24 protein-coding genes, 1 pseudogene and 1 riboswitch are annotated in these 26,302 nt (G+C 69.1%); of the genes and pseudogenes, 15 read left to right on the top strand and 10 right to left on the bottom strand.

Annotation, left to right across the window (positions count from 1 at the left end):
* Positions 1 to 254: 254 nt before the first annotated feature.
* Entirely contained in the window at positions 255 to 1,661 is a 1,407-nt protein-coding gene (locus tag OHB49_RS15445; protein WP_030969826.1) for a family 2B encapsulin nanocompartment shell protein, read from the bottom strand.
* Between the two features lie 170 nt (positions 1,662 to 1,831).
* Between OHB49_RS15445 and OHB49_RS15450 the strand changes: the two are divergent.
* The 3 genes and pseudogenes from OHB49_RS15450 to OHB49_RS15460 form a co-directional block, all read left to right on the top strand.
* A pseudogene (locus tag OHB49_RS15450) lies at positions 1,832 to 2,323 on the top strand (hemin transporter); the annotation flags it as partial.
* 123 nt (positions 2,324 to 2,446) lie between these two features.
* Positions 2,447 to 3,037 carry an N-acetylmuramoyl-L-alanine amidase gene (locus OHB49_RS15455; RefSeq protein ID WP_329166489.1) on the top strand — a complete coding sequence of 197 codons (591 nt, stop codon included), beginning with the start codon at positions 2,447 to 2,449 and terminating at the stop codon, positions 3,035 to 3,037.
* Positions 3,038 to 3,103: 66 nt separating this feature from the next.
* Entirely contained in the window at positions 3,104 to 4,021 is a 918-nt protein-coding gene (locus OHB49_RS15460; protein WP_329160910.1) for a 1-aminocyclopropane-1-carboxylate deaminase/D-cysteine desulfhydrase, read from the top strand.
* Here the strand turns inward: OHB49_RS15460 and OHB49_RS15465 are convergent.
* Positions 3,988 to 5,598: a Na+/H+ antiporter gene (locus OHB49_RS15465; protein WP_329160912.1), complete on the bottom strand. Its 1,611-nt coding sequence runs from the start codon at positions 5,596 to 5,598 to the stop codon at positions 3,988 to 3,990. The genes OHB49_RS15460 and OHB49_RS15465 overlap by 34 nt on opposite strands.
* Positions 5,599 to 5,633: 35 nt before the next feature.
* Between OHB49_RS15465 and OHB49_RS15470 the strand changes: the two genes are divergently transcribed.
* The 3 genes from OHB49_RS15470 (at position 5,634) to OHB49_RS15480 (ending at position 7,487) form a co-directional block, all read left to right on the top strand.
* Positions 5,634 to 5,894, top strand: coding sequence for a UBP-type zinc finger domain-containing protein (locus OHB49_RS15470; RefSeq protein ID WP_030969819.1), 261 nt, complete (start codon positions 5,634 to 5,636; stop codon positions 5,892 to 5,894).
* Between the two features lie 232 nt (positions 5,895 to 6,126).
* Positions 6,127 to 6,540: an anti-sigma regulatory factor gene (locus OHB49_RS15475; protein ID WP_030915678.1), complete on the top strand. Its 414-nt coding sequence runs from the start codon at positions 6,127 to 6,129 to the stop codon at positions 6,538 to 6,540.
* Positions 6,537 to 7,487 (top strand): RNA polymerase sigma factor SigF, encoded by a 951-nt coding sequence (locus OHB49_RS15480; RefSeq protein WP_382603320.1) that lies wholly within the window; start codon positions 6,537 to 6,539, stop codon positions 7,485 to 7,487. The genes OHB49_RS15475 and OHB49_RS15480 overlap by 4 nt, the downstream gene beginning before the upstream one ends.
* 13 nt (positions 7,488 to 7,500) lie before the next feature.
* Here the strand turns inward: OHB49_RS15480 and OHB49_RS15485 are convergent, their stop codons facing one another.
* Positions 7,501 to 7,878: a hypothetical protein gene (locus tag OHB49_RS15485; protein ID WP_037851742.1), complete on the bottom strand. Its 378-nt coding sequence runs from the start codon at positions 7,876 to 7,878 to the stop codon at positions 7,501 to 7,503.
* 225 nt (positions 7,879 to 8,103) lie between these two features.
* Between OHB49_RS15485 and OHB49_RS15490 the strand changes: the two genes are divergently transcribed.
* The gene (locus tag OHB49_RS15490; RefSeq protein ID WP_329160916.1) at positions 8,104 to 9,072 is read left to right on the top strand and encodes a diacylglycerol/lipid kinase family protein; all 969 of its coding nucleotides are present in this window, start codon (positions 8,104 to 8,106) and stop codon (positions 9,070 to 9,072) included.
* A gap of 319 nt (positions 9,073 to 9,391) precedes the next feature.
* On the top strand, positions 9,392 to 9,649 hold the full coding sequence (locus OHB49_RS15495; RefSeq protein WP_003953983.1) for a WhiB family transcriptional regulator: 258 nt from the start codon (positions 9,392 to 9,394) through the stop codon (positions 9,647 to 9,649).
* A 171-nt stretch (positions 9,650 to 9,820) separates the two neighbouring features.
* Here the strand turns inward: OHB49_RS15495 and OHB49_RS15500 are convergent, their stop codons facing one another.
* Positions 9,821 to 11,287 carry a sensor histidine kinase gene (locus OHB49_RS15500; RefSeq protein WP_267007966.1) on the bottom strand — a complete coding sequence of 489 codons (1,467 nt, stop codon included), beginning with the start codon at positions 11,285 to 11,287 and terminating at the stop codon, positions 9,821 to 9,823.
* Positions 11,288 to 11,628: 341 nt separating this feature from the next.
* Positions 11,629 to 12,699, bottom strand: a complete 1,071-nt coding sequence (locus OHB49_RS15505; protein ID WP_329160918.1) for an SIS domain-containing protein — start codon at positions 12,697 to 12,699, stop codon at positions 11,629 to 11,631.
* Positions 12,700 to 12,908: 209 nt separating this feature from the next.
* Between OHB49_RS15505 and nagB the strand changes: the two genes are divergently transcribed.
* Positions 12,909 to 13,694, top strand: a complete 786-nt coding sequence (nagB, locus tag OHB49_RS15510) for a glucosamine-6-phosphate deaminase (RefSeq protein ID WP_329160919.1) — start codon at positions 12,909 to 12,911, stop codon at positions 13,692 to 13,694.
* Between the two features lie 80 nt (positions 13,695 to 13,774).
* Here nagB and OHB49_RS15515 read toward each other — a convergent pair whose 3' ends face one another.
* From OHB49_RS15515 to OHB49_RS15530, 4 genes are all read right to left on the bottom strand, one after another.
* Positions 13,775 to 15,322 (bottom strand): glycoside hydrolase family 3 protein, encoded by a 1,548-nt coding sequence (locus OHB49_RS15515; protein ID WP_329160921.1) that lies wholly within the window; start codon positions 15,320 to 15,322, stop codon positions 13,775 to 13,777.
* A gap of 9 nt (positions 15,323 to 15,331) precedes the next feature.
* Entirely contained in the window at positions 15,332 to 16,162 is an 831-nt protein-coding gene (locus tag OHB49_RS15520; RefSeq protein WP_030969801.1) for a carbohydrate ABC transporter permease, read from the bottom strand.
* Complete coding sequence (locus tag OHB49_RS15525) at positions 16,159 to 17,145, bottom strand: carbohydrate ABC transporter permease (protein ID WP_329160924.1); 987 nt, start codon at positions 17,143 to 17,145, stop codon at positions 16,159 to 16,161. The genes OHB49_RS15520 and OHB49_RS15525 overlap by 4 nt, the downstream gene beginning before the upstream one ends.
* Positions 17,146 to 17,229: 84 nt before the next feature.
* Positions 17,230 to 18,513, bottom strand: a complete 1,284-nt coding sequence (locus OHB49_RS15530) for an extracellular solute-binding protein (RefSeq protein ID WP_030915652.1) — start codon at positions 18,511 to 18,513, stop codon at positions 17,230 to 17,232.
* A 305-nt stretch (positions 18,514 to 18,818) separates the two neighbouring features.
* Between OHB49_RS15530 and OHB49_RS15535 the strand changes: the two genes are divergently transcribed.
* From OHB49_RS15535 to OHB49_RS15560, 6 genes are all read left to right on the top strand, one after another.
* A complete protein-coding gene (locus OHB49_RS15535) occupies positions 18,819 to 19,595 on the top strand; it encodes a GntR family transcriptional regulator (RefSeq protein ID WP_030969792.1) in 777 nt (258 codons plus the stop codon).
* A 205-nt stretch (positions 19,596 to 19,800) separates the two neighbouring features.
* The gene (locus tag OHB49_RS15540; protein WP_030915647.1) at positions 19,801 to 20,055 is read left to right on the top strand and encodes a DUF3311 domain-containing protein; all 255 of its coding nucleotides are present in this window, start codon (positions 19,801 to 19,803) and stop codon (positions 20,053 to 20,055) included.
* A complete protein-coding gene (gene mctP / locus OHB49_RS15545; RefSeq protein WP_030969791.1) occupies positions 20,052 to 21,707 on the top strand; it encodes a monocarboxylate uptake permease MctP in 1,656 nt (551 codons plus the stop codon). The genes OHB49_RS15540 and mctP overlap by 4 nt, the downstream gene beginning before the upstream one ends.
* 150 nt (positions 21,708 to 21,857) lie before the next feature.
* A complete protein-coding gene (locus tag OHB49_RS15550) occupies positions 21,858 to 22,358 on the top strand; it encodes a GNAT family N-acetyltransferase (protein ID WP_329160928.1) in 501 nt (166 codons plus the stop codon).
* 53 nt (positions 22,359 to 22,411) lie between these two features.
* A riboswitch (cobalamin riboswitch) is annotated at positions 22,412 to 22,536 on the top strand.
* Between the two features lie 144 nt (positions 22,537 to 22,680).
* Positions 22,681 to 25,077 carry a ribonucleoside-diphosphate reductase subunit alpha gene (locus OHB49_RS15555; protein ID WP_329160930.1) on the top strand — a complete coding sequence of 799 codons (2,397 nt, stop codon included), beginning with the start codon at positions 22,681 to 22,683 and terminating at the stop codon, positions 25,075 to 25,077.
* Positions 25,077 to 26,090 carry a ribonucleotide-diphosphate reductase subunit beta gene (locus OHB49_RS15560; protein WP_329160931.1) on the top strand — a complete coding sequence of 338 codons (1,014 nt, stop codon included), beginning with the start codon at positions 25,077 to 25,079 and terminating at the stop codon, positions 26,088 to 26,090. Before OHB49_RS15555 ends, OHB49_RS15560 begins: the two co-directional genes overlap by 1 nt.
* On the opposite strand, the gene OHB49_RS15565 is transcribed toward OHB49_RS15560, so the two are convergent.
* Positions 26,087 to 26,299: a hypothetical protein gene (locus OHB49_RS15565; RefSeq protein WP_329160932.1), complete on the bottom strand. Its 213-nt coding sequence runs from the start codon at positions 26,297 to 26,299 to the stop codon at positions 26,087 to 26,089. The genes OHB49_RS15560 and OHB49_RS15565 overlap by 4 nt on opposite strands.
* Positions 26,300 to 26,302: the final 3 nt, after the last annotated feature.

The raw sequence follows: 26,302 nt of genomic DNA on the forward strand, positions 1-26,302 counted from the left end.
AGCAACTCGGCCGGGGCGTGGGTGGTGCGGTGAGTGGGTGGTTTCCACCGGGGCAGCGCCACGGGTCGCTCGGCCCATAGATCACCCCCGTCGGAGCGAACCTGGCCCGTCCGAGCGAACCGGGCCGGGCCGGGCCGCCGGGACCGGGGCGGGGCCGGGGCGGGGCCGGCCCCGGGCGCCCCGGATCGACGGCCTACGGGCCGGGGTGGCGGGTGGGACCCGGACGGGACCGGCCGGTCCGGGTCCCGCGGACCTCAGCGCCAGCGGCTGACCTCGACGTTCTCCAGGACCCCGAGTGCGTCCGGCACCAGCACGGCCGCCGAGTAGTAGGCCGTCACCAGGTAGGAGATGATCGCCTGCTCGTCGATGCCCATGAAGCGCACCGAGAGGCTCGGCTCGATCTCGTCGGGGATGCCCGTCTGCTGGAGCCCGATGACCCCCTGCTCGGCCTCGCCGGTTCGCATGCAGATGATCGAGGTGGTGCGGGCGTCGGTCACCGGGATCTTGTTGGACGGGAAGATCGGCACACCGCGCCAGGCGGGCACATGGTGGCCGCCGATCTCCACGCTCTCCGGCACCAGCCCGCGCCTGCTGCACTCGCGGCCGAACGCGGCGATGGCCCGCGGGTGGGCGAGGAACAGCTTCGATCCGCGGCGGCGCGACAGCAGTTCGTCCATGTCGTCGGGGCCGGGCACGCCGTCGTGCGGCTGGAGGCGCTGGTCGTAGTCGCAGTTGTTGAGCAGCCCGAACTCCCGGTTGTTGATGAGTTCGTGCTCCTGGCGCTCGCGGAGCGCCTCGACCGTCAGCCGCAACTGCTGCTCGGTCTGGTTCATCGGTTGGTTGTAGAGGTCGGCGACCCTGCTGTGGACCTTCAGCACGGTCTGGGCGACGCTCAACTCGTACTCGCGCGGTGCCGATTCGTAGTCGACGAACGTGTGCGGGACGACGGCCTCGCCGACGTGACCTGCGGAGAGATCGATCTCCGCCTCGCCGTACTTGTTGGTGCGCTGGTGCGGGATGTTGAGCAGTCCGGCGAGATGCGCGCGGAGCGAGTCCGCCCGCTCGGCGAGGTTGAGCACATCCGCCCGCCTCAGCGTGAGCACCGTGCACGCGGTGACGGCGCGGGCCGTGTACTCCCAGACCGCGTCGCCCTCGATCAAGGAGTGGTCGCCGAAGTACGCCCCGTCGGCGTGCACCCCGAGCACCGCTTCGTCGCCGTAGGGGCCGGTGCCGACCTTCTCGACCTTGCCGTGCGCCAGCAGGAAGACCCGGTCCGCGGACTCCCCGGAGGCGGCGATCACCTGCCCCGCGGCGATCTCGCGCTGCTCGCACCGCCGGGCCAGCTCGGAGAGCACCTCCTCGTCACCGAAGTCCCGCAGGGCGGGCAGTTCACCGAGCTCCGCGGGGATCACCGTGACCCGGTCACCGGTCTGCACGAACGTCACCCGGCCGTCTCCGACCGAGTAGCTCAGCCGGCGGTTCACCCGGTACGTGCCGCCCTGCACCTGCACCCACGGAAGCATGCGCAGCAGCCACCGCGAGGTGATCTCCTGCATCTGTGGAGCGGACTTGGTGGTCGTCGCGAGGTTCCGCGCAGCCGCCGTGCCCAGACTCTGCTGCGGCGGTGCCTGCGTGTTCTGAACCTCTTCACCAACGGACATCTGACGTCCTCTCGATCATCGGCTGACCTGCGAGAAGAAGCCTTTCAGCGTGGGGACGCAGCACGCTATTACACAAAAGAGTGTGACTAATCGGTCTTTGGGCTGGGCACGACGCCGAGCGATGTCCACGGAACTTCTCAATTTGCACGTCCGCTGCCGCGGCCCCGCCGCCCGACGGCGAGGTCTCGGCGCACCTGCACGCCCACACCCGGGCGGGCGCCGGCTGCGCGTCTCCGCCCCCTACGGCGATCTCGTCCTCGACGCCGTCGACGCGCCGCTGCTGCCGGCCTCCGCGGGTATCGGCTGCACCCAGATGCTGTCGATGCTGGACCACCTCGCGGCCACCGGCCACCGCTCCCCGGTCACCGTCGTGCACGGCGACCGCTCCCCCGCCGATCACGCCCTGCGCGCCGACCACCAGCGGCTCACCGTCGAACTCCCGGACGCCGCGGCGCACTTCCGGTACGAGAACCCGGAGCCCGGCCACCCGGCCGACCGCACCGGTCCGGTCGATCTGCGCGGCCTCACGGTCCCGGCCGGCACGCACGCGTACCTCCGGTCCACTGCCCTTCATGCGGGCCGTCCGCACCCAGTTGCCGGCCAAGGACGTCCCGGCGGCCGACATCCACTACGAGGTGTTCGGCCCCGATCTGTGGCTCGCCCAGGACTTGACCGGATCCGCTCGCACACCGCACGAACAACGCGGCGGGGGATGGCCCGGAGTACGGCGTTCCGATACAAGCGGTGTACGGACTCACTCCCCCCACGCCCCAAAGGAGTCGGCCATGTCCACCCCCATGTCCGCGAGCGCCTTCCTCGAAGCCCTCAGGAACGAAGGACTCACCGTCGTCCAGGTGGGCGACTGGCGTACGCACAACCGCAATCACAAGGGCCCCTGGGGCCCCGTGAACGGCGTGATGATCCACCACACGGTCACCAGCGGCACCGCGGCCACCGTCCGGATCTGCCGCGACGGCTACCCGGAGCTGCCCGGCCCGCTGTGCCACGGCATGATCGCCAAGGACGGCCGGATCCACCTCGTCGGCTACGGCCGTGCCAACCACGCCGGCCTCGGCGACGACGACGTCCTGCGCGCCGTCGTCGCCGAGAAGATCCTCCCGCCCGACAACGAGGCCAACACCGACGGGAACAGGCACTTCTACGGTTTCGAGTGCGAGAACCTCGGCGACGGCAAGGACCCCTGGCCCGACGCCCAGCTCGTAGCCATCGAGAAGGCCGCCGCCGCGATCTGCCGCCATCACGGCTGGACGTCCCGCTCGGTCATCGGCCACAAGGAGTGGCAGCCCGGGAAGGTCGATCCGCGCGGCTTCACGATGGAGTCCATGCGCGCCCGGATACACGACCGTCTGAAGTAGCCGCCCGCCCGCACCCGCACCACCCGGGCGACGGGGCCGACCGGGCGACCGGGCGACAATGGGCGCATGCCCTGCGATCCGCTCGACCTCTCCCGGCTGCAGCCGGTGCTCCCGTCACCCCTGCAACCGGTCGAGGACGAGCGCTTCGACCGGCACGGCATACGGCTGCTGCTCAAACGCGACGACCTGATCCACGCGGATCTGCCAGGCAACAAATGGCGCAAACTCGCCCCCAACCTGGCGGCCTCCGCCGGGCGCACCGTGCTGACCTTCGGCGGCGCCTACTCCAATCATCTGCGTGCCACCGCCGCCGCCGGCCGGCTGCTCGGCTTCCCCACCGTCGGCGTCGTACGCGGCGACGAACTGGCCGGCCGGCCCCTAAACCCGTCGCTGGCGCAGTGCGCGAAGAACGGCATGCGTCTGCACTTCGTGGACCGCGCGACGTACCGCGCGAAGACCGATCCGGCGGTCCTGGACGGGCTGCTGAGTGCCTACGGGGCGTGCAGTGTCGTCCCGGAGGGCGGGAGCAACGCCGTGGCCGCACAGGGCTGCACAGCGCTCGGCCGGGAGCTGCACGGTCTGGCCGATGTGGTCGCGGTGGCCTGCGGCACGGGCGGCACCCTCGCCGGTCTCGCCGCCGGCCTCGCACCGGGGCAGCGGGCACTCGGCATCCCGGTGCTGCGCGGCGGCTTTCTGGGAGACGCGGTACGGCAGCTGCAGCGGGAGGCGTTCGGCGGGCCCGCCGGGGTGTGGTCCCTGGACGAACGTTTCGCCTTCGGCGGCTACGCCCGTACGACTCCGGAGCTGCACGCCTTCGCCGACGACTTCGAGGACCGGCACGCGCTGCCCGTGGAGCGGCTCTACGTCGCCAAACTGCTGCACGGGCTGACCGTGCTGGCCCGGGAGGGCGCGTTCGCCCCGGGCACGAGGCTCGTGGCGGTCGTCACCGGTCAGCCCTGGGCCGCGTCGGACTCCTCGCGGTAGGCCGCCGCCTCCTCCAGGTCCAGCCGTCGCAGCAGGGTCCGCATCATCTCGTCGTCGATCCGCCGCTCGTCCCGCAGCCGTACGAAGACCGTCCGCTCGGCGTCGATCATTTCCCTGGCCAGTCGCCGGTAGGTGTCGTCGGCCGACTCCCCGGTCACCGGGTTGGCCGCGCCGAGCCGCTCCCACACGGCGTTGCGGCGGCGCTCCAGGACCATACGCAGCCGGTCGGTGAGCGGACCGGGCAGACAGTTGCGCGGATCGGTGAGCAGCTCCTCCAGGCGGGCATCGGCAGCCGCGGACGCCTCGCTCTGGGCCTGCGCCTCGGCGAGGGTCTCCGCCTGCGCGTCACGCCCCGGGAGCTTCAGGACCCGCACCAGGAGCGGCAGGGTGAGCCCTTGGACGACCAGGGTGCCGATGACGGTCGTGAAGGTCAGGAAGAGCACCAGGTTGCGGGCCGGGAAATCCTCGCCGTCGGTCATCGCCACCGGGATGGCGAAAGCGATGGCGAGCGAGACGACGCCGCGCATCCCGGCCCAGCCGACGATCAGGGGCGAGGTCCAGTTGGTCTCGGTCTCGCGCTCCCTGATCCGCTTGAACAGCCACCGCGGCAGATATGTGGCCGGGTAGACCCAGATGAAGCGGACCACGACGACGGCGAGGAACACGGCCACCGCGTACCAGAGGGACTCCGTGACGGCATAGGTGCCGAGCCCTTTCAGTACGAAGGGCAGCTGCAGTCCGATCAGCGCGAAGACCGCCGACTCCAGGATGAACGCGACCATCTTCCACACGGCAGCTTCCTGGAGCCGGGTCGCGAAGTCGACCTGCCAGGAGCGGTGCCCCAGATACAGCGCCACGACGACCACGGCGAGCACTCCGGAGGCATGTACGCGTTCCGCCGCCGCGTACGCCACGAAGGGGATCAGCAGCGACAGGGTGTTCTGCAGCAGGGCTTCCTTCAGGTGCGTGCGGAGCCAGTGCAGCGGCACCATCAACACCAGGCCGACCCCGACACCGCCGCCCGCCGCGAGGAGGAACTCGCCGATCCCGGCGCCCCAGCTGACGCCTTCGCCGACGGCGGCGGCCAGCACCACCTTGTAGGCGGTGATCGCCGTCGCGTCGTTCACCAGGGACTCGCCCTGAAGGATCGTCGTGACCCGGCTCGGCAGCCCGACCCGGCGGGCGATGGCGGCCGCCGTGACGGCGTCCGGCGGCGCGACCACGGCGCCCAGCACCAGTGCGGCCGTCAGCGGCAGGTCGGGCACCAGCCAATAGGCCAGCCAGCCGACGGCGAAGGTGGCGAAGAGGACGTAGCCGACGGAGAGCAGGGCGATCGGCCGGACGTTGGCACGCAGATCGAGGTACGAGCTGTCGACCGCGGCCGTGTAGAGCAACGGCGGCAGCAGCAGCGGCAGCACGATGTGGGCGTCCAGGGTGTAGGACGGCACGCCCGGCAGATAGGAGGCGAGCAGCCCCCCGGCGACCAGCAACAGCGGGGCCGGCACCGGGGTGCGGCGGGCGGCCCCCGCGATGGCCGCACTGGCCGCGACGAGTGCCACCAGCGGCAATGCGTCCATCTCACCGTCCTTGCATCCGTCGTAACCTGACAATCATGAGTGAGTGCCTGCACGTTCTCGAACTGCCGCGCCCCGAGCCCGCCCCGCTCGGCGCCACATGTCCCGAATGTCTTGCCGCGGGCACCCACCCCGTGCAACTGCGGCTCTGCCTGGTCTGCGGCCATGTCGGCTGCTGCGATTCGTCGCCTCTGCAACACGCCACGGATCACTTCAAGAAGACCGGTCATCCGGTCATGCGGAGCTACGAGGCGGGCGAGAGCTGGCGTTGGTGCTTCGAGGACGGTTCGATCGTCTGACGTCTGGGTACGTCAAACCGGCGCCTGTTGTTCGTAATTGAGCGCCGCAGACCTCTAGCCACTGTGTGTGCTCATGGGTTTACCATGAGTGACAGTCATGGGATGGGGTCCCGGCGACACGGCATCATGGATCGCGATAGCGTCGCCGGACCAAGAACCGAAGACGTACCGCATGGCTCCGGGGCACCCTTCCCGGAACCTCGAAAGAGTTTGTGCCACCTTGGAGGTGAGGGTGTCCCAGATCGCAGGCGAGCCCGGGAATCAGGACTTCGTGGAAGTCCGGCTGCCCGCTGCGGGTGCCTACCTGTCGGTGCTGCGTACGGCCACGGCCGGTCTCGCAGCGCGTTTGGACTTCACGCTCGACGAGATCGAGGATCTTCGCATCGCGGTCGACGAGGCCTGCGCGATCCTGCTCCAGCAGGCCGTGCCCGGCTCCGTCCTCAGCTGCGTCTTCCGACTCGTCGACGATTCTCTCGAGGTGACGGTAGCGGCCCCGACGACGGACGGCCGGGCCCCCGAGCGCGACACATTCGCCTGGACGGTGCTCTCCGCACTGGCCGGCAAGGTCGACTCCACGGTCGCCGACGACCGTACGGTCAGTATCAGCCTGTACAAACAGCGCGGCGCGGGACCCGGGCCGGCGTGAGCAACGGGAACGGGGACGGTCCTGTGCGGGACGAGACGATCCGACCAGGGGTGGTGCGACCAGCAGGCATCCCGGAGCAGCAGGCGGCCCTGCCCCATCCGGAGGACGGGGCGGACGGGCCGGTGGTCCGTACGGTCGCGGTGGAGCAGGCGGAGCGGGCAGGCCAGATGAGCGAGCACGGACACCACGATCCACGTGACCGCAGTGGGGCGCGGGCACTCTTCATCGAGCTCCGCGAACTCCCCGACGGCTCGCCGGAGAAGGCCGAACTGCGCAACCGGCTGGTGCGGATGCATCTGCCGCTCGTGGAGCACCTGGCCCGCCGGTTCCGTAACCGCGGCGAGCCGCTGGACGATCTGACGCAGGTCGCCACGATCGGCCTGATCAAGTCGGTGGACCGGTTCGACCCGGACCGCGGCGTCGAGTTCTCCACGTACGCGACACCGACCGTCGTGGGCGAGATCAAGCGCCACTTCCGCGACAAGGGCTGGGCGGTCCGGGTGCCGCGCCGGCTGCAGGAGCTGCGGCTCTCGCTCACCACGGCCACCGCGGAGCTCTCCCAGCAGCACGGCCGGTCGCCGACGGTCCATGAGCTGGCGGAGCGGCTGGGCATCTCCGAGGAAGAGGTCCTGGAGGGCCTGGAATCGGCCAATGCCTACAGCACGCTCTCCCTGGACGTCCCGGACACGGACGACGAGTCCCCGGCGGTCGCGGACACGCTGGGCTCCGAGGACGAGGCACTGGAGGGCGTCGAGTACCGGGAGTCGCTGAAGCCCCTGCTGGAGGACCTGCCGCCCCGGGAGAAGCGCATCCTGCTGCTCCGGTTCTTCGGCAACATGACGCAGTCGCAGATCGCACAGGAGGTCGGCATCTCCCAGATGCATGTCTCGCGCCTGCTGGCCCGCACGCTGGCACAGCTGCGCGAACGACTGCTGGTCGAGGAGTAGCGGGCGTCGCGCGTTACGCCTCCGGCGTCGCGCGCGGACCCCGGATACCCAGCGCTTCCCTCGTCACCGGCCTGAACAGCTGCACCAGCGCGGTCAGAGCCACCGCGGCAAGGACGATCCCGGCCGGGATCAGCGCCCCGTGGGAGCGCAGCAGCGTCCAGGCCACCGGCAGCGCCATGAGCTGCGTGATGAGCGCAGGGCCTCGGCTCCAGCTGCGCCGCAGCAGCAGCCCTCGCGCGGCGAGGAGCGGGATCAGGCCGAGCACGATCAGTGTGAGGCCGCCCATCTCCGCCTGCTCCGGACTGTCCGGCCGGCCGAGCAGGCCCATGACCAGCATGTAGACCCCGCCGAGTGCGAGCGCCGCCCCTTCGAGGGCGTTGAGTCCGGCCACGAGGGCGATCCTGGCCGGCTTCGTCGGCTCGGCCGTGGGCGACGAGGGCGGCGTGTTCTGCTGAGTACTCACCCTTGCAGGTTGGCATCCCGGCGCCGCGAAAGCGACGCCGGGGTCCGGATCGGAGCGCCGCGGTCCAGCCCACCGCACCCGGTCCGTCACCGAACGTGAAGGCAAGGGGTAAGGACTTCAGACCGATTCCATGCGGTAGGTAGTCTGGCCGTCATGCGCGCACTCCTTGTGGTCAATCCAGCTGCTACCACCACCAGTGCGCGGACCCGTGACGTGCTCATCCATGCGCTGGCCAGCGAGATGAAGCTGGAGGCGGTGACCACGGAGTACCGCGGGCACGCCCGGGACCTGGGGCGGCGGGCCGCCGACTCCGACGACATCGACCTCGTCGTGGCCCTCGGCGGTGACGGCACGGTCAATGAAGTCGTGAACGGCCTGCTCCACAACGGTCCCGACATCGACAACCTGCCGAGCCTCGCCGTGGTGCCGGGTGGCTCCACCAATGTCTTCGCGCGCGCCCTGGGTCTGCCCAACGACGCGGTGGAGGCGACCGGCGCGATTCTGGATGCGCTGGCCAACCGGACCGAACGCACGGTCGGACTGGGACTGGCGGCCGGCACGCCCGGCACCGAGGACGAGTCGGTCCCCAAGCGCTGGTTCACTTTCTGTGCCGGTCTCGGTTTCGACGCGGGCGTGGTCGGCCGGGTCGAACAGAAGCGCGAACGCGGCAAACGGTCGACACACGCGCTGTACGTACGTCAGGTGGTCCGGCAGTTCCTGGAGGAACCGCACCGGCGGCACGGAACGATCACGCTGGAGGCCCCCGGCGCGGACCCGGTCACCGATCTCGCGCTTTCCATAATCTCGAACACGGCCCCCTGGACCTACCTGGGGAATCGTCCGATGTACGCATCCCCGAAGGCCTCGTTCGACACCGCCCTGGATGTCCTCGGACTGAAGCGCCTCTCCACCCCCGCGGTCGCCCGCTACGGCACCCAGCTGCTCACTTCGAGCCCTGAGAAGGGTCCGCACGGCAAGCACGCTGTTTCACTTCACGACCTCACGGACTTCACCTTGCATTCAAAGGTTCCACTGCCGTTCCAGATGGATGGTGACCACCTGGGCCTGCGTACCAGTGTGGCGTTCACAGGCGTACGCCGTGCACTGCGTGTGATTGTGTGAGCGGAAGGACCCAAAGTCCTTTAACTCGAACGTTTGGACTGGCCTCCACCCCATAGAAGTACGGCTGTGACCTAGCCGACACCGAGGAATCAAAAAAAAGTTTCCGGAAGGGGTTGTATCCGCCGCCGAGGTTTGCGAATCTCTACATGGCGATCGGGACGGCCCGCAACAACGGCCTCCACTGAGAGCCAGAACCCCTCCTCACTGCACAGGACCACAACCAGTTCATCTGGGCGTCGGCCCGTCACCTGCGGGGGGATTCGTGAAAGCGTTCACATTCACAAGCAACAGTATGCAATACCAAGGAGAGGTAGCAGCCATGGACTGGCGTCACAACGCCGTTTGTCGTGAGGAAGACCCCGAGCTGTTCTTCCCCATCGGCAACACCGGTCCTGCGCTGCTGCAGATCGAGGAAGCCAAGGCCGTCTGCCGTCGCTGCCCCGTCATGGAGCAGTGCCTGCAGTGGGCGCTCGAGTCCGGCCAGGACTCCGGCGTCTGGGGTGGCCTCAGCGAGGACGAGCGCCGCGCAATGAAGCGCCGTGCCGCTCGCAACCGGGCGCGTAACGCCAGCGCCTGAACCGACGCCACCGCTACGAGCCTCAGTCAGGCGGCGCGTACAGAGCGTACGCACCACCCCGCCCCCCGAGTCGCAGCGCGCAGTACCCCCGAAGCGCATGCATGACCAGTGAGCCCGGACCGTCAACAACGGTCCGGGCTCACTGCTGTTCCCCCCGGGGAACAGCTCCGGCTACTTCTCCGCGCTGACCGGGATGTCGAGGACCACCTGGGTGCCGCGCCCCGGAGCCGGGACCATGCCGAACGATCCGCTCAACTCACCCTCCACCAGCGTCCTTACGATCTGCAGCCCCAGGTTGCCGGCGCGCTGCGGGTCGAACCCCTCGGGCAGCCCGCACCCGTCGTCCTGGACGGTGATCAGCAACCGGCCCTCTGCCGGGGAGCCGCCGCGCACCGCGGAGACCTCCACCGTGCCGGTCTGGGCGACGGTGAACGCGTGCTCCAGTGCGTTCTGCAGCACCTCGGTGAGCACCATGGCCAGCGGAGTGGCCACTTCCGCATCGAGGATGCCGAAACGGCCCGTGCGACGGCAGGTGACCTTGCCCGGCGAGATCTCGGCCACCATCGCGATGACCCGGTCGGCGATCTCGTCGAACTCGACCCGCTCGTCCAGATTCTGGGACAGCGTCTCATGGACGATGGCGATCGAACCGACGCGCCGCACCGCCTCGTTGAGGGCCTCGCGGCCCTGCTCGGAATCCATCCGGCGGGCCTGCAGACGCAACAGGGCGGCCACGGTCTGGAGGTTGTTCTTCACCCGGTGGTGGATCTCCCGGATGGTGGCGTCCTTCGTGATCAACTCACGCTCGCGGCGGCGCAGTTCGGTCACGTCGCGGAGCAGGACCAGGGAGCCGATACGGACGCCCTTGGGCTTCAGCGGGATCGCCCGGAGCTGGATCACGCCGCCCGCGCACTCGACCTCGAACTCACGGGGCGCGTAACCGCTGGCCACTTTGACCAGGGCCTCGTCCACCGGGCCGCGGGACGGGGCGAGTTCGGCGGTGGTCTCGCCGAGGTGGTGTCCGACCAGGTCGGAGGCGAGGCCGAGGCGGTGGTACGCGGAGAGGCCGTTGGGGCTGGCGTACTGGACGACGCCGTCGGCATCGAGCCTGATCAGCCCGTCGCCGACGCGTGGCGACGCATCCATGTCGACCTGCTGGCCGGGGAACGGGAAGGATCCGGCAGCGATCATCTGGGCCAGGTCCGAGGCGGACTGGAGGTAGGTGAGCTCCAGTCGGGACGGGGTGCGGACGGTCAGGAGGTTGGTGTTCCGGGCGATGACCCCGAGGACCCTGCCCTCACGGCGGACGGGGATGGACTCGACCCGTACCGGCACCTCCTCCCGCCACTCCGGGTCGCCCTCGCGCACGATCCGGCCCTCGTCCAGCGCCGCGTCCAGCAGCGGACGGCGGCCGCGTGGCACCAGGTGGCCGACCATGTCGTCCTGGTAGGAGGTGGGGCCGGTGTTGGGCCGCATCTGGGCGACCGACACATATCGGGTTCCGTCGCGGGTGGGCACCCAGAGGACCAGGTCGGCGAAGGACAGGTCGGAGAGCAGCTGCCACTCCGAGACCAGCAGATGCAGCCACTCGAGGTCGGTGTCACTCAGGGCTGTGTGCTGGCGGACGAGGTCGTTCATGGAGGGCACGTGTGCGAGCGTACCTGTGGATACGCACTGGTTCCGAACCGAACGACCGGCCTGCACGTGCAAGGGGGAAGGGGCCGGAAATTGCCGCGCTCCGATGGATGGACACAGGTGAATGGTCTAGTCCACAATGCTCAAGACAGAGCTTCCGCTCTCCCCGCACAGGAGAGCGGATCGAGGTGGCCGCGCTCTCTGCCCTGACTGCGACGGCACCTCTCCCCGGCCGGGGGCACCGCACACCGCCGGCCGAGCAACTCCGGGCTGCGGTGCCGGACGGGCTGAGGGTCCCGTCCCGGCGCCGCGGCCCGCGGGTGTTTCTGCGGGCTGCCCCGTGTTCAGCGGGTCTCGGTGACCTTGGCCAACGCGCGGGGCGCGTCCGGGTCCTGGCCGCGAGCGATCGTCACCTCGTACGCCAGCAACTGCAGCGGCAGGATCTCCAGGATCGGCTGGACCTCCTCGGCGACCCCGGCCGTCGGCAGCACGAAGCCCGCGGACGCCGCTTCCACCTGGGCCTTCGGGCCGACCACGAAGAGGTCCGCGCCACGGCCGCGCAGCCGGTCCAGGACCGGCTGGAGTGCCTCGCCGCCCCGGCCGTCGGTGACCACGGCGATCACCGGGGAGATGTTGTCGACCATGGCGAGCGGGCCGTGCAGCAGATCGGCGCCGGAGTAGGAGAGAGCGGGGATGTAGCTCGTCTCCATCAGCTTCAGGGCGGCTTCCTTGGCCGTGGGGTAGCCGTAGCCGCGCGAGGTGATGACCATGCGCTCGGCGAAGCGGTAGCGCGACGCCAGACCCTTGATCTCGTCCTTGCGGGCCAGAACCGCTTCGGCCAGCTCCGGCAGGATCGCGGCGGCGGAGCCGTCCCCGCCGCGCAGCCCCTCGACGAAGAGGTAGAGGGACAGCAGGGAGGCGGTGTACGTCTTGGTGGCCGGGAGGGCCTTCTCCGGGCCCGCCAGGATGTCGATGTGGTGCTCGGAGACGGCGGCGAGCGGCGAGTCCGGGTTGTTGGTGACGGCCAGGGTGATCGCGCCGGCCTCGCGGGCCGCCCGGGTGGAGGCCACCAGGTCGGGCGAGCCGCCGGACTGGCTGACGGTGATGACGAGGACGTCTCGCAGGTCCGGCTTGGCACCGTACGCCGTGGTGGTCGACATCGACGCCAGACCGCAGGGCAGGCCGAGCCGGATCTCGAGCAGGTACTTGGCGTAGAGCGCCGCGTTGTCCGACGTACCGCGGGCGGTGAGGAGGACGAAGCGCGGGTGCTTCGCCGCGATCTCGGCGGCCACCGCCCGGATCTCCGGGGCTCCCCGGTCGAGGATGCGGCGCAGCACCCCGGGCTGCTCGGCCATCTCGCCGGACATGATGCGGCCCGGCCGCTCGCCCTCTTCGGCCGGAAACGTGGCGGACATGTCGGGTGCCTCCCAGAGGTGTCTCGGTGCGTCCGGAGCGGCGGTCCGACCAAGTCGACCACGGGAAAGCCGGGGCCCGCCAGCGGGCCGCGGCCGGACAGCGCACGAACGGCATCCGGACGTCACCGCAGGGTCGTCCGGCTCTGCTAGATTAGGTCTCGATTGGTCTATACCACACATCATCACCTCCTCAGATCGGCAGGCCCCGCGTGGAAGTTGTCATCGTCCCGGACGCCAAGGCAGGCGGCGAGCTCATCGCGGGGGCCATCGGCGCCCTGCTCAGCCGAAAGCCGGACGCACTTCTCGGCGTTGCCACCGGTTCGACCCCGCTGCCCATCTACCAGGCACTGACCGCCAAGGTCCGCTCCGGCGAGGTGGACGCCTCGCGCGCCCGCATCTGCCAGCTCGACGAGTACGTCGGACTGCCGGCCGGCCACCCCGAGTCGTACCGCTCGGTGGTGCTGCGCGAGGTCGTCGAACCGCTCGGCCTGTCCGAGGCGTCCTTCATGGGCCCCGACGGCTCCGCCGAGGACGTGCAGGCCGCCTGCGAGGCGTACGACAAGGCGCTCGCCGCAGCCGGCGGGGTGGACCTGCAGCTGCTCGGCATCGGCACCGACGGTCACATCGGCTTCAACGAGCCGTGCTCCTCGCTCGCGTCCCGCACCCGGATCAAGACGCTCACCGAGCAGACCCGGATCGACAACGCGCGCTTCTTCGACAACGACATCAGCCAGGTGCCGCACCACGTCATCACCCAGGGCATAGGCACCATCCTGGAATCCCGCCACCCGATCCTGCTGGCCACGGGCGAGGGCAAGGCCGAGGCGGTGGCGCAGACGGTCGAGGGGCCGGTGGCGGCGTTCGTCCCGGCGTCGGCACTGCAGCTGCATCCGCATGCGACGGTGGTGGTGGACGAGGCGGCGGCGTCGAAGCTGAAGCTGGCGGACTACTTCCGCGCCACGTACGCGGCGAAGCCGCGGTGGCAGGGGATCTAGGTCTCCGGACGTGGAAGGGCCGGGGCACCGTGGCGGTGTCCCGGCCCTTCCATGTTGCCCGAACGCCGGACGAGCTCGGCTCAGTCGTCGGACGCGGTCGGGTGAGGTGCCCCCGTGATGGCTTCCGCTGCCGCGACTCCGCAGACCCGTGCGGCTCCGTGGGTCACTATGTACAGCGCTCCCCGCGGCTCCGCCTGCGGTACGCCCATCTCGACCACCACCGTGTCGGGGCGCTCCGCCAGCAGCGTGGTGAGTGCCTCGCGTATCCACGCGTGCCGGTGGGCGTCACGGACGACCGCGACGATGCGCCGCTCCCCCGCGGCCCGGATCGCCGAGGCCGCCGGTTCCTCGGTCTCGCCGCTGTACGTGTCGGTCGCGGTGCCGGGCAGGACCCGGGCCAGTTCGGCCGCGACGCCCCAAGGGGTCTCGTCACCGACCGCAATGTTCGCGACGGGGGTGAACGCGGCCACGTACGCCGGTTCGGTGAGCGGATCGGCGGCGCCGCTCAGCCGCAGCGCGCGACGCGCGGCGACCAGGCCGATGTCGGACGCGATACCGGTGCCGGGCGCGGTCCCCTCCTGCGTTGCCGCGCCCGGCTCCGGGACAGCCCTCCGGGCCCGCTGCGTCCAGGACGCGAGGGCACGTACCCGTGCCGCCGCGTCGGCCAGCCGCTCCTCGGGCAGTTCGCCGGCCCGTACCGCCGCCACCAGCGCGTCGCGCAGCCGCAGCACGGTGGCCTCGTCCTCCAGCCCGCCGCCGACACAGATCGCATCGGCGCCCGCGGCGATCGCGAGGACGGAGCCGCGCTCGATTCCGTACGTCGCGGAGATGGCCTGCATCTCCATGCCGTCGGTGACGATCAGACCGTCGTAGCCCAACTCGTTGCGCAGCAGACCCGTGAGGATCTGCGGGCTCAGGGTCGCCGGGCGGTCCGGGTCGAGCGCGGGCAGCAGGATATGCGCGCTCATCACCGATTTGGAACCCGCTGCGATCGCCGCCCGGAAAGGCACCAGCTCACGGGCGTGCAGAGTGTCGAGGTCCACATCGATGCGGGGCAGCGCATGGTGCGAGTCGACGGCGGTGTCACCGTGTCCCGGGAAGTGCTTGGTGCAGGCGGCCACCCCGGCGGCCTGGAGGCCCTCGATGTACGCGGCGGTGTGCCGGGCGACGAGGTGCGGGTCGGCTCCGAAGGACCGTACGCCGATGACCGGGTTGTCCGGGTTCGAGTTGACGTCGGCGGACGGCGCCCAGTTGAGGTTGACGCCGCACTCGGCGAGTCGGCGGCCCAGCTCCTGAGCGACCGCGCGGGTCAGCTCCGGGTCGTCGACGGCCCCGAGGGCGAGGTTGCCGGGGAAGGACGAGCCATGACGCACCTCCAGTCGGGTGACATCACCGCCCTCCTCGTCGATCGCGACGAGCACGTCGTCCCGCTCGGCCCTGAGCTGGGCGGTGAGCGCGGCGAGCTGTTCCGGCGTCTCGATGTTGCGGCCGAAGAGGCCGACGGAGGAGAGGCCTTCACCGACGCGGCGCAGCAGCCAGTCCGGGGCGGTGGTGCCGGTGAACCCCGGCTGCAGGACGGCGAGGGCGTCGCGCGTGACGGTGTCCGTGGTGGAGGTGAAGGTGGTCATGGGGCGGCGTTATCCCTTCACGGCGCCGTCGGTAAGACCGCTGACGGCCTTGCGCTGCAGGTAGATGAAGAGGATCAGGATCGGTACGGCGAAGAGCGAGGAGGCGGCCATGGTCGCCCCCCAGTCGTCACCGAACGCGGTCTGGAACTGGGAGAGCCAGAGCGGCAGGGTCTGCGACTCGATGTCCTTGTTGAGGATGAGGACGAGCGGGAATTCGTTCCAGGCGGTGACGAAGCCGAAGAGCGAGGTCGCCATCAGGCCGGGGCCGAGCAGCGGCAGGATCACCTTCATGAAGGCCTGCGGGCGGGTGCAGCCGTCGACCATCGCGGACTCCTCCAGCTCCCTCGGCACCGAGGCGACGTAGCCGCGCAGCGTCAGGATGGTGAAGGGCAGGACCATCATCATGTAGAAGATCGTCAGCGGTACCAGGCTGTTCAGCATGTCCGCGTCGCGGACCAGCATGTAGATCGCGATGACCATGACTTCCCACGGCGCCATCTGCGCGATCATGAAGGTCAGCAGGATGCCGCGCCGGCCCTTGAAGCGCATGCGCGCCATCGCGAAGGACGCCAGCAGCGCGATCACCAGCGAGGCAGCCACGGAGAGCACGGTGACGGTGAACGAGTTGCGGACCAGGGTCCAGAAGTGGTCGGCCGCGACGGCCTTCTCGAAGTGGTCGAAGGTGATGTCGGTGGGGAACCACACCGGGGTGTCGGTGATGATGTCGCCGGTCGGCTTGAAGGCCGTGCTGAACATCCAGTAGACGGGGAAGGCGAAGGCTATGAAGAGGACGACTGCCGTCGCGTTGGGCCAGATCCGGCCGATCAGTGAGCGCCTCACAGCTCGTCCTCCTCTTGCTTGAGTACGGTGCGCAGGTAGTAGCCGGTCATCGCCAGCAGGACGATGATCGTCAGGAACGAGATGGCCGAACCCATGCCGAAGTGCTGGTTGCCGACACCTTCGACGAAGGCGTAGACGGGCAGGGTCTCGGTGAGCCGGTCCGGGCCGCCGCCGTTGATCGCGAAGAGCTGGGCGAAGGACTTGAAGACCCAGATGACTTCGAGGAACGTGGTGGCCAGCAGGAACGGCTTGAGGAACGGGAACGTCACCGAGGTGAAGCTCTTCCAGGTTCCGGCGCCGTCGAGCGACGCGGCCTCGTACAGCTCCTTGGGGATCGTCGTCGACGCGGCGTACAGGTTGATCGCCACGAACGGGATGGACATCCAGACGATCACCAGGGTGACCAGCGAGAAGGTGGAGAACTGGGTGCTCGTCCAGTTGTAGTCGGCCATGGAGTGCCAGCCGAGACCGTCGAGCACGTAGTTGACGACACCGAAGCGCTGGGCGAACAGCCACTGGTAGACCGTGGTCGCGGCGATGAGCGGCATGGCCCAGGCGAGCACGAGGCCCAGCATGAGCAGCAGCCGCATCTTCTTGCCGAGGCGCGCGAGCAGCAGGCCGATCAGGGTCCCGAGCACCATGATCAGGACAACGTTGGCGGCGGTGAAGAAGATCGAACGCTCGACGACCTTCCAGAAGTCCGAACTGCCGAGGACTTCGGTGTAGTTGTCGAAGCCGTTCCATTCGGTCAGGTGGAGGATCAGCTGGCGCGGGTTGAGGTTCTGGAACGACAGCATGCCGTTCTTGACCAGCGGATAGCCCAGGAGCACCGCTGTGACGAGCAGTGCGGGCAGGAGGAGCAGATACGGGGCCGGGCCACCGACCCGCTTCTTGCTCGATGCGGCAGGGCCGCCGGGAGGCGCGTCATCCTTGCGGACGCCGGCTGCCGGGACCGAGTCCACTTGTTCGGTCTGCACTGACATGCTCGCCATCTCTTCTCGGGCCGTACGGTCGAGTCACGCGGGAGCGCCGGGGGGCGGGCGACGCCCGCCCCCCGGCGTGTGCGGTCAGCTCGTCTGCGAGAGACGCTTGTTGATCTCCGACTCGACGGCCTTGGCGGCGTCGGCCGGGGACTTGCCGTTCAGAACCGCGGTCATGTAGCTCTTGATCGGGTTCGGCGCGTTCTCGACAGCGGCCCACTCGGGGATGAGCGGGGTGGTGCCACCGCCGACGGCGGCCGGGGCCGCGGCCTCGGCGGCGCCGTTGCCGGTCAGGTTGGAGTTGAGCGACTCCTTGTTCGGGATGACGCCGTTCTCCTTGGCCAGCTGGCCCTCGAACTGGTCGGACAGGGCGAGCTTCAGGAACTCCTTGGCGAGGTCCTGCTTCTTGCTGCCCGCGGCGACGGCGAAGTTGGAGCCACCGAGGAAGACGCCCTCGGGCTTGTCGGCGGTCTCACCCGGGATGGTGAAGTAGCCGATGTCACCCTCGATCTTCTTGTTGGCCGCGATGGCCGTGCCGGCCTCCCAGCCCATGCCGATGAAGGCACCGACGTTGCCCTTGGCGAAGACCTCGGCCTGCTGCGGGGTCGCCTCGTCCTTGTCCTTGGGGGCCTTGGAGTAGGACTGGTACTTCTTGTAGAGCTCCATGGCCGCGGCGACCTTGGGGTCGGAGAGGTTGGAGACGTACTTGTCGCCTTCCTTCTTCACGAGGTCCGCACCCTGACCGATGGTCAGACCGTCGAAGAAGTACCAGTTCTGGCCGGGCATGTAGATCGGCTCGGCCTTGCCCTTCTTCTTGATGGCGTCGAGGTCCTTGAAGAAGTCGTCGCGCGTCTTCGGGGTGTCCTTGATGCCGGCGTCGGCCCAGACCTTCTTGTTGTAGATGACGACGCGGTTGGCGAAGTACCACGGGGCGGCGTACTGCTTGCCGTCGAAGACCGAGGACTTGTTGAGCGCGTCGACCCAGTCGCCGCCGATCTCCTGCTTGAGGTCGCTCAGGTCGGCGAGGCCACCGGTGGCCGCGTACGCCGGGGTCTGGGTGTTGCCGACCTCGATGACGTCCGGCGGGGTCGACTCGGAGAGGGCCGTCGTGATCTTCTGCTGGATGCCGTCCCACTTCTGGGTCTGGAACTTCAGCGTGGCGCCGGTCTTCTTCTTGAAGGCCGCGGTCAGGTCCTTGGTCCAGCCGGGAGGCGTGGAGCCGTCCATGGCCCAGACGGTCAGCGTCTGGCCCTTGTAGCTGTCGGGGCCGGTCTTCTTGCCACTGTCGCCCTTGCCGTCGTCCGAGCCACAGGCAGTGGCACCGGCCATGAGAGCTACGACACCAATGGCCGCGATGAGTCCGCGCTTCACGACACCCTCCTCAGGGATGCAAGAGAATTCCCCCCACCACCCGAGATCGCCGTCCGTCGCACAACCTCATACGACGGGTACTGCCCGTGGGGCTGGGACCTGGTCTTTAATGGTTTAGACCAGTACCGGGAGCTTGGCCTAGACCTTTAGGGGTGTCAAGGGTGTATAAGAAGTGCACTCGCGTCCGTTATAGGACCGACACCTGAGGGAGGGCGACGAGCCGTGACCGGACCGTGCCACCATGTGAGCCGCGACAGATGGAGGAGCCGGTGACGGCAGCAGCGCAGCAGTCGGGAAGGCGGGCGATGGGTGCCGACGGGGGCAGTTCGGAGAACGAGACGGGCGCGGGCACCGGTGCGGCCACGCGTACCGCCCGCGTGCCGAAGTACTACCGCCTCAAGCGCCACCTCCTCGACATGACGGACACCATGCCGCCCGGCACCCCCGTGCCGCCGGAGCGGACCCTGGCCGCCGAGTTCGACACCTCGCGTACGACCGTGCGCCAGGCGCTCCAGGAGCTGGTCGTCGAGGGCCGGCTGGAACGCATCCAGGGCAAGGGCACGTTCGTGGCCAAGCCGAAGGTCTCGCAGGCCCTGCAACTGACCTCGTACACGGAGGACATGCGCGCCCAGGGGCTGGAGCCGACCTCGCAGCTGCTGGACATCGGCTACGTCACGGCCGACGACACCCTCGCCGGGCTGCTCGACATCACCACCGGCGGCCGGGTGCTGCGGATCGAGCGGCTGCGCCTGGCCAGCGGCGAACCGATGGCGATCGAGACCACTCACCTGTCGGCCAAACGCTTCCCCGCACTGCGCCGTTCACTCGTGAAGTACACCTCGCTGTACACAGCGCTGGCCGAGGTGTACGACGTACGGCTGGCCGAGGCCGAGGAGACCATCGAGACCTCGCTCGCCACTCCGCGCGAGGCCGGCCTGCTCGGTACGGACGTGGGCCTGCCGATGCTGATGCTGTCCCGTCATTCCCTGGACGGACAGGGCGAACCGGTGGAGTGGGTGCGGTCGGTGTACCGCGGCGACCGTTACAAGTTCGTGGCGCGTCTGAAGCGGCCGACCGACTGAGACGGCGGGACCTGGCTCCTGCTCGGCCAACTACCTGAATGCGGACGGAATATCAGGAGTGGGATCCCCTGACAGCACCCTCGCCCCCGGCCTCGGCACACCGTTGCCGGACCGAAATGCGGACAGGGGGTGACGCTGGTCGGAACTCTCCCCTAGATTTCCTGCGCATTACAACAGGTGGTCAGCGAGGGGACGGAGTCGCCATATGCCAGAAGAAACAGATACGAAACCACCAACGGTCACACCTATGAGGGTGGTCATCGCCCTCTGTCTCGTCGCGCCGTTCGTGGCGATGCTCTGGGTGGGTTCGTACGCGAAGGTGGACCCGACCTTCATCGGCATTCCGTTCTTCTACTGGTACCAGATGCTCTGGGTGCTGATCTCCACCGCGCTCACCATGGTCGCGTACAAGCTGTGGCAGCGTGACCAGCGCTCCCGCAAGGGGGGTGCTTCCGCATGAAGGACGGCGTGAACGGCGTCGCGCTCGGCGTCTTCATCTTCTTCTTCCTGGCCGTCACGGTCATCGGTTTCATGGCCGCGCGCTGGCGCAAGGCCGAGAACGAGGCCAGCCTCGACGAATGGGGGCTGGGCGGACGGTCGTTCGGCACCTGGGTCACCTGGTTCCTGCTCGGCGGCGACCTGTACACCGCGTACACCTTCGTCGCCGTCCCTGCCGCGATCTACGCGGCGGGCGCGGCCGGCTTCTTCGCGGTCCCGTACACCATCCTGGTGTACCCGCTGATCTTCACCTTCCTGCCGCGGCTGTGGTCGGTGTCGCACAAGCACGGGTACGTCACCACCTCGGACTTCGTCCGCGGCCGCTTCGGATCGAAGGGGCTCTCGCTGGCGGTCGCCGTCACCGGCATCCTCGCCACGATGCCGTACATCGCATTGCAGCTCGTCGGTATCCAGGCGGTGCTGGACGTGATGGGCGTCGGCGGCGGCGAGACCACGCACTGGTTCGTCAAGGACCTGCCGCTGCTGATCGCGTTCGCGGTGCTCGCCGCGTACACGTACTCCTCCGGGCTGCGGGCCCCCGCACTGATCGCGTTCGTCAAGGACGGCCTGATCTACCTGGTCATCGCGGTGGCGATCATCTACATCCCGATCAAGCTGGGCGGATTCGACGACATCTTCGCCAAGGCCGGCGAGGCGTTCTCGCAGAAGAACCCGGCGACCGGCGCCCCGCGCGGAGCGCTCGCACCGGGCGAGACGGGCCAATGGGGCTACGCCACTCTGGCCCTGGGTTCGGCGCTCGCGCTCTTCATGTACCCGCACTCGATCACGGCGACGCTCTCCAGCCGCAGCCGTGACGTGATCCGGCGCAACACCACGATCCTGCCGCTGTACTCGCTGATGCTGGGCCTGCTGGCGCTGCTCGGCTTCATGGCGATCGCCGCCGGGGTCAAGGTGCAGAACGGGCAGCTGGCGATCCCGCAGCTGTTCGAGAACATGTTCCCCGACTGGTTCGCCGGGGTGGCGTTCGCCGCGATCGGTATCGGCGCGCTGGTGCCCGCCGCGATCATGTCGATCGCCGCCGCCAACCTCTTCACCCGGAACATCTACAAGGACTTCCTGAAGCCCGATGCGACCCCGGCCCAGGAGACGAAGGTCTCCAAGCTGGTGTCGCTGCTGGTGAAGGTCGGTGCGCTCGCCTTCGTCCTCACGATGGACAAGACGGTCGCGATCAACTTCCAGCTGCTGGGCGGGATCTGGATCCTGCAGACGTTCCCGGCACTGGTCGGCGGCCTGTTCACCCGGTGGTTCCACCGCTGGGCGCTGCTCGCCGGCTGGGCGGTCGGCATGGTCTACGGCACGCTCGCCGCGTACGGGGTGGCGAGCCCGACCCAGGCGCACTTCGGCGGCTCCTCGAAGGAGATCCCGGGGATCGGCGAGATCGGCTACATCGGCCTGACCGCGTTCGTGCTGAACGTGGTGGTGACGGTGGTGCTGACGTTCGTCCTGAACGCGGTGAAGGCCCCGGCCGGAATCGACGAGACGTCACCTGCCGACTACACGGCGGACGCGGGCGACCCGGGCGTGAAGGTCGAACTCCCGTTGGCCAGGCCTGAGCCGGCCTCCTCCCCCGACACGAGCCCGTCGACCAGCTAGTCCTGCACGCCAGCAAGAAATGTGGCCCGGCCGGCGACGGAGGAAGGATCCGTCGCCCGCCGGGCCACACAGGTTTCGGACAGGATCGGCGCCCCTGGTGTACCCGGGCAGCTGCCCCCGGCCCCCACCCCCGTACGGCACACTTCCGCCATGGACATATCGATCAGGCCCGTCGACCCCACCGAACACCCCCTCCTCGGCGAGATCACCGCAAACGCGTACCTCGACGACGGCCTGCTCGACCTCGGTGCCGACGACCCGTATCTCGAACAGCTCCGCGACGTGCCGCGCCGCGCCGCCGAGGCCGACGTGCTCGTCGCGGTCGGCGCCGACGGCCGGGTACTGGGCGGCGTGACATACGCTCCGCCCGGCAACCCGTGGGCCGACATCGCCGGCCCCGACGAGGCCGAATTCCGGATGCTCGCCGTCGCGCGGGAGGCGCGTGGCCTCGGGGCGGGCGAGGCGCTCGTACGGGCCTGTATCGACCGCGCACGGGGTACGGACGGCGTCGCGGGGCTCGTCCTGTCGACGCAGTCGACCATGCTCGCCGCCCACCGGATCTACCACCGCCTGGGCTTCGTACGGACTCCGGAGCGCGACTGGTATCCCATTCCAGGCCTCCAGCTGCTGACCTACAGCCTCACCCTGTGAACCCCGAACGACACAACATGTGGGGGCTGCCTCAACGGGCGGCCCCCACATGTATGCTCGTGCTCGCTGTCGCCGCAGGGAAATCCGGTGGGAATCCGGAACTGTCCCGCAACGGTGTGATCGGTGCACTTTTGCGCACCCTGTAAGTCCGAGGACCTGCCGACAGCGCGTCCGGCTCGACCGATCCGGACGCCCAGACGTCCGGGCCTCGCGGATGGGCCGGTGGACGCCGCACGGAGTGCTGTCCCCTTTCCCGGGCACGCCTCTGCCCGGCTGCCCCCGCTCCCCGCCCGGCCCCGAGCCGAGCGAGGGAGAGCACCACATGACCATCGCGCCAGCCGATCCGGCTTCAGTCGCCGAGTCCACGGGAACCACGAACGACGGACCCGGGACCGCACTGCTGCGGACCCTGACCGACCTCACCGTCGATCTGCCCGACACCGACCCCGGACGCGTCGCCGCCGCCGCGCTGCGCGGCCGCAACGCCCGGTCGGACGAAGCAGAGCTGCGTTCGCTGGCCACCGAGGCCGCCGCGGGTCTGATCTCCGAGGACCCCGCGTACTCCCGGCTCGCCGCCCGCCTCCTCACCCGCACCATCGCGGACGAGGCGGCCGGTCAGGGCGCGGTGTCCTTCTCCGCCTCGGTCGCCGTCGGCCACCGCGAGGGTCTGATCGCGGACCGCACGGCCGCGTTCGTGGCGCTCCACGCGGCCCGGCTCGACGCGCTGGTCGAGCAGTCGCTCGCCGACGGCGCCGACGACCGGTTCGGCTACTTCGGGCTGCGGACGCTGCACAGCCGCTATCTGCTGCGCCACCCGCACACCCGTCAGGTCATCGAGACGCCCCAGCACTTCATGCTGCGGGTGGCGGCCGGTCTCGCCGAGGACGACTCGGCGCGCGCACTGGACGAGGTCGCCTCGCTGTACGGCCTGATGAGCCGCCTCGACTACCTGCCTTCCTCCCCCACACTCTTCAACTCCGGTACCCGGCACCCGCAGATGTCCTCCTGCTATCTGCTGGACTCGCCGCTGGACGAGCTCGACTCGATCTACGACCGCTACCACCAGGTGGCACGGCTCTCCAAGCACGCGGGCGGCATCGGCCTCTCGTACTCCCGGATCCGCGCCCGCGGTTCACTGATCCGCGGCACCAACGGGCACTCCAACGGCATCGTGCCGTTCCTGAAGACACTCGACGCCTCGGTCGCCGCGGTGAACCAGGGCGGCCGCCGCAAGGGCGCCGCCGCCGTCTACCTGGAGACGTGGCACGCGGACATCGAGGAGTTCCTGGAGCTGCGCGACAACACCGGTGAGGACCAGCGGCGTACGCACAACCTCAACCTGGCGCACTGGATCCCGGACGAGTTCATGCGCCGGGTCGACACGGACGGCGACTGGTCGCTGTTCTCGCCCGCCGACGTGCCCGAGCTGGTCGACCTGTGGGGCGACGAGTTCGACGCCGCGTACCGGGCCGCCGAGGCCAAGGGCCTGGCCCGCAAGTCGATGCCGGCGCGTGAGCTGTACGGCCGGATGATGCGGACCCTCGCGCAGACCGGCCAGGGCTGGATGACCTTCAAGGACGCCTCCAACCGGACCGCGAACCAGACCGCCGAGCCGGGCCGCGTCGTCCACTCGTCGAACCTGTGCACCGAGATCCTCGAAGTCACCGACGACGGCGAGACGGCCGTCTGCAACCTCGGTTCGGTCAATCTCGGGGCGTTCGTGGCCGACGGTGAGATCGACTGGGAGCGGCTGGACTCCACCGTCCGTACGGCCGTGACGTTCCTCGACCGGGTCGTCGACATCAACTTCTACCCGACCGAGCAGGCCGGCCGGTCCAACGCCCGCTGGCGCCCGGTGGGTCTGGGCGCGATGGGGCTCCAGGACGTCTTCTTCCAGCTGCGGCTGCCGTTCGACTCCCCCGAGGCCCGCGCGCTCTCCACGAAGATCTCCGAGCGGATCATGCTCGCCGCGTACGAGGCGTCCTGCGACCTCGCCGAGCGGTCCGGTCCGCTGCCCGCCTGGTCCGAGACGCGCGCCGCCCGCGGTGTGCTGCACCCCGACCACTACGCCACCGAGCTGACCTGGCCGGAGCGCTGGGACGCGCTGCGTGCCCGGATCGCGAAGACCGGTATGCGCAACTCGCTGCTGCTGGCCATCGCGCCGACCGCCACGATCGCCTCGATCGCCGGGGTGTACGAGTGCATCGAGCCGCAGGTCTCCAACCTCTTCAAGCGCGAGACGCTCAGCGGCGAATTCCTCCAGGTCAACGCGTATCTGGTGGACGAGCTGAAGAAGCTCGGCGTGTGGGACGCGCGCACCCGTGAGGCGCTGCGCGAGGCGAGCGGCTCGGTGCAGGGGTTCGCCTGGATCCCGGAGGACGTACGGGCGTTGTACCGCACGGCGTGGGAGATCCCGCAGCGCGGTCTGATCGACATGGCGGCGGCGCGTACGCCGTTCCTCGACCAGAGCCAGTCGCTGAACCTGTTCCTGGAGACGCCGACGATCGGCAAGCTCTCCTCGATGTACGCGTACGCCTGGAAGCAGGGGCTGAAGACGACGTACTACCTGCGCTCGCGCCCGGCGACCCGGATCGCCCGCGCGGCATCCGGCCAGGCCTCAGCCGCCCTCCCCATTCCCGTACAGCAGACGACGGCTCCCGACGCGGACGCGATCGCCTGCTCCCTCGAAAACCCCGAGTCCTGCGAGGCCTGCCAGTAATGAGCAACACCGAGAAGAACCTGCTCGACCCGGGCTTCGAACTGACGCTGCGGCCCATGCGCTACCCGGACTTCTACGAGCGCTACCGCGATGCGATCAAGAACACCTGGACGGTCGAGGAGGTCGACCTCCACTCCGACGTGGCCGACCTCGCCAAGCTGTCCCCCGGCGAGCAGCACATGATCGGCCGGCTCGTCGCGTTCTTCGCGACCGGCGACTCGATCGTGTCGAACAACCTCGTGCTGACGCTGTACAAGCACATCAACTCCCCCGAGGCGCGGCTGTATCTGTCGCGGCAGCTCTTCGAGGAGGCCGTGCACGTCCAGTTCTATCTGACGCTGCTCGACACGTATCTGCCCGACCCGGACGACCGCGCGGCAGCGTTCGACGCGGTCGAGGAGATCCCGTCCATCCGCGAGAAGGCGCAGTTCTGCTTCAAGTGGATGGACTCGGTGGAGAAGATCGAGCGGCTGGAGACGAGGGCCGACCGCCGTCGCTTCCTGCTGAACCTGATCTGCTTCGCGGCGTGCATCGAGGGGCTGTTCTTCTACGGCGCGTTCGCGTACGTCTACTGGTTCCGCTCGCGCGGCCTGCTGCACGGTCTCGCCACGGGGACCAACTGGGTCTTCCGTGACGAGACGATGCACATGAACTTCGCGTTCGAGGTCGTGGACACCGTCCGCAAGGAGGAGCCCGACCTCTTCGACGACGAACTCCAGCAGCAGGTCACCGACATGCTGAAGGAGGCCGTCGACGCGGAGCTGCAGTTCGGCCGTGACCTGTGCGGCGACGGTCTGCCGGGCATGAACACCGAGTCGATGCGCGAGTACCTGCAGTGCGTGGCCGACCAGCGGCTCGCCAGGCTCGGCTTCCCGACGGTCTACGGCTCCGAGAACCCGTTCTCGTTCATGGAGTTGCAGGGTGTTCAGGAGCTGACGAACTTCTTCGAGCGCCGCCCGTCGGCGTACCAGGTGGCGGTGGAGGGCTCGGTCGCCTTCGACGACGACTTCTAGACCCTGGCACCGACCCTGGGGTACGGGCGCCGCGTGGCTGTGACCGGCTGCGCGGCGCCTGCCGTTTCCGGGGGCTCCGCCCGCCGTTCGTTCTCTGCGGCGCGCAGCTCACGGTCGATCCGGCGCTCCCGGGCGAGCCCGATGAGTGCGGGCAGCAGGACGAGAGCGAAAAGTGCGGCTATGGCCAGGAAGTTCGTGAATGTGTTCATGCC

Origin of the sequence: Streptomyces sp. NBC_01717 (genome assembly GCF_036248255.1) — a bacterium.
Taxonomy (GTDB): Bacteria; Actinomycetota; Actinomycetes; order Streptomycetales; family Streptomycetaceae; genus Streptomyces.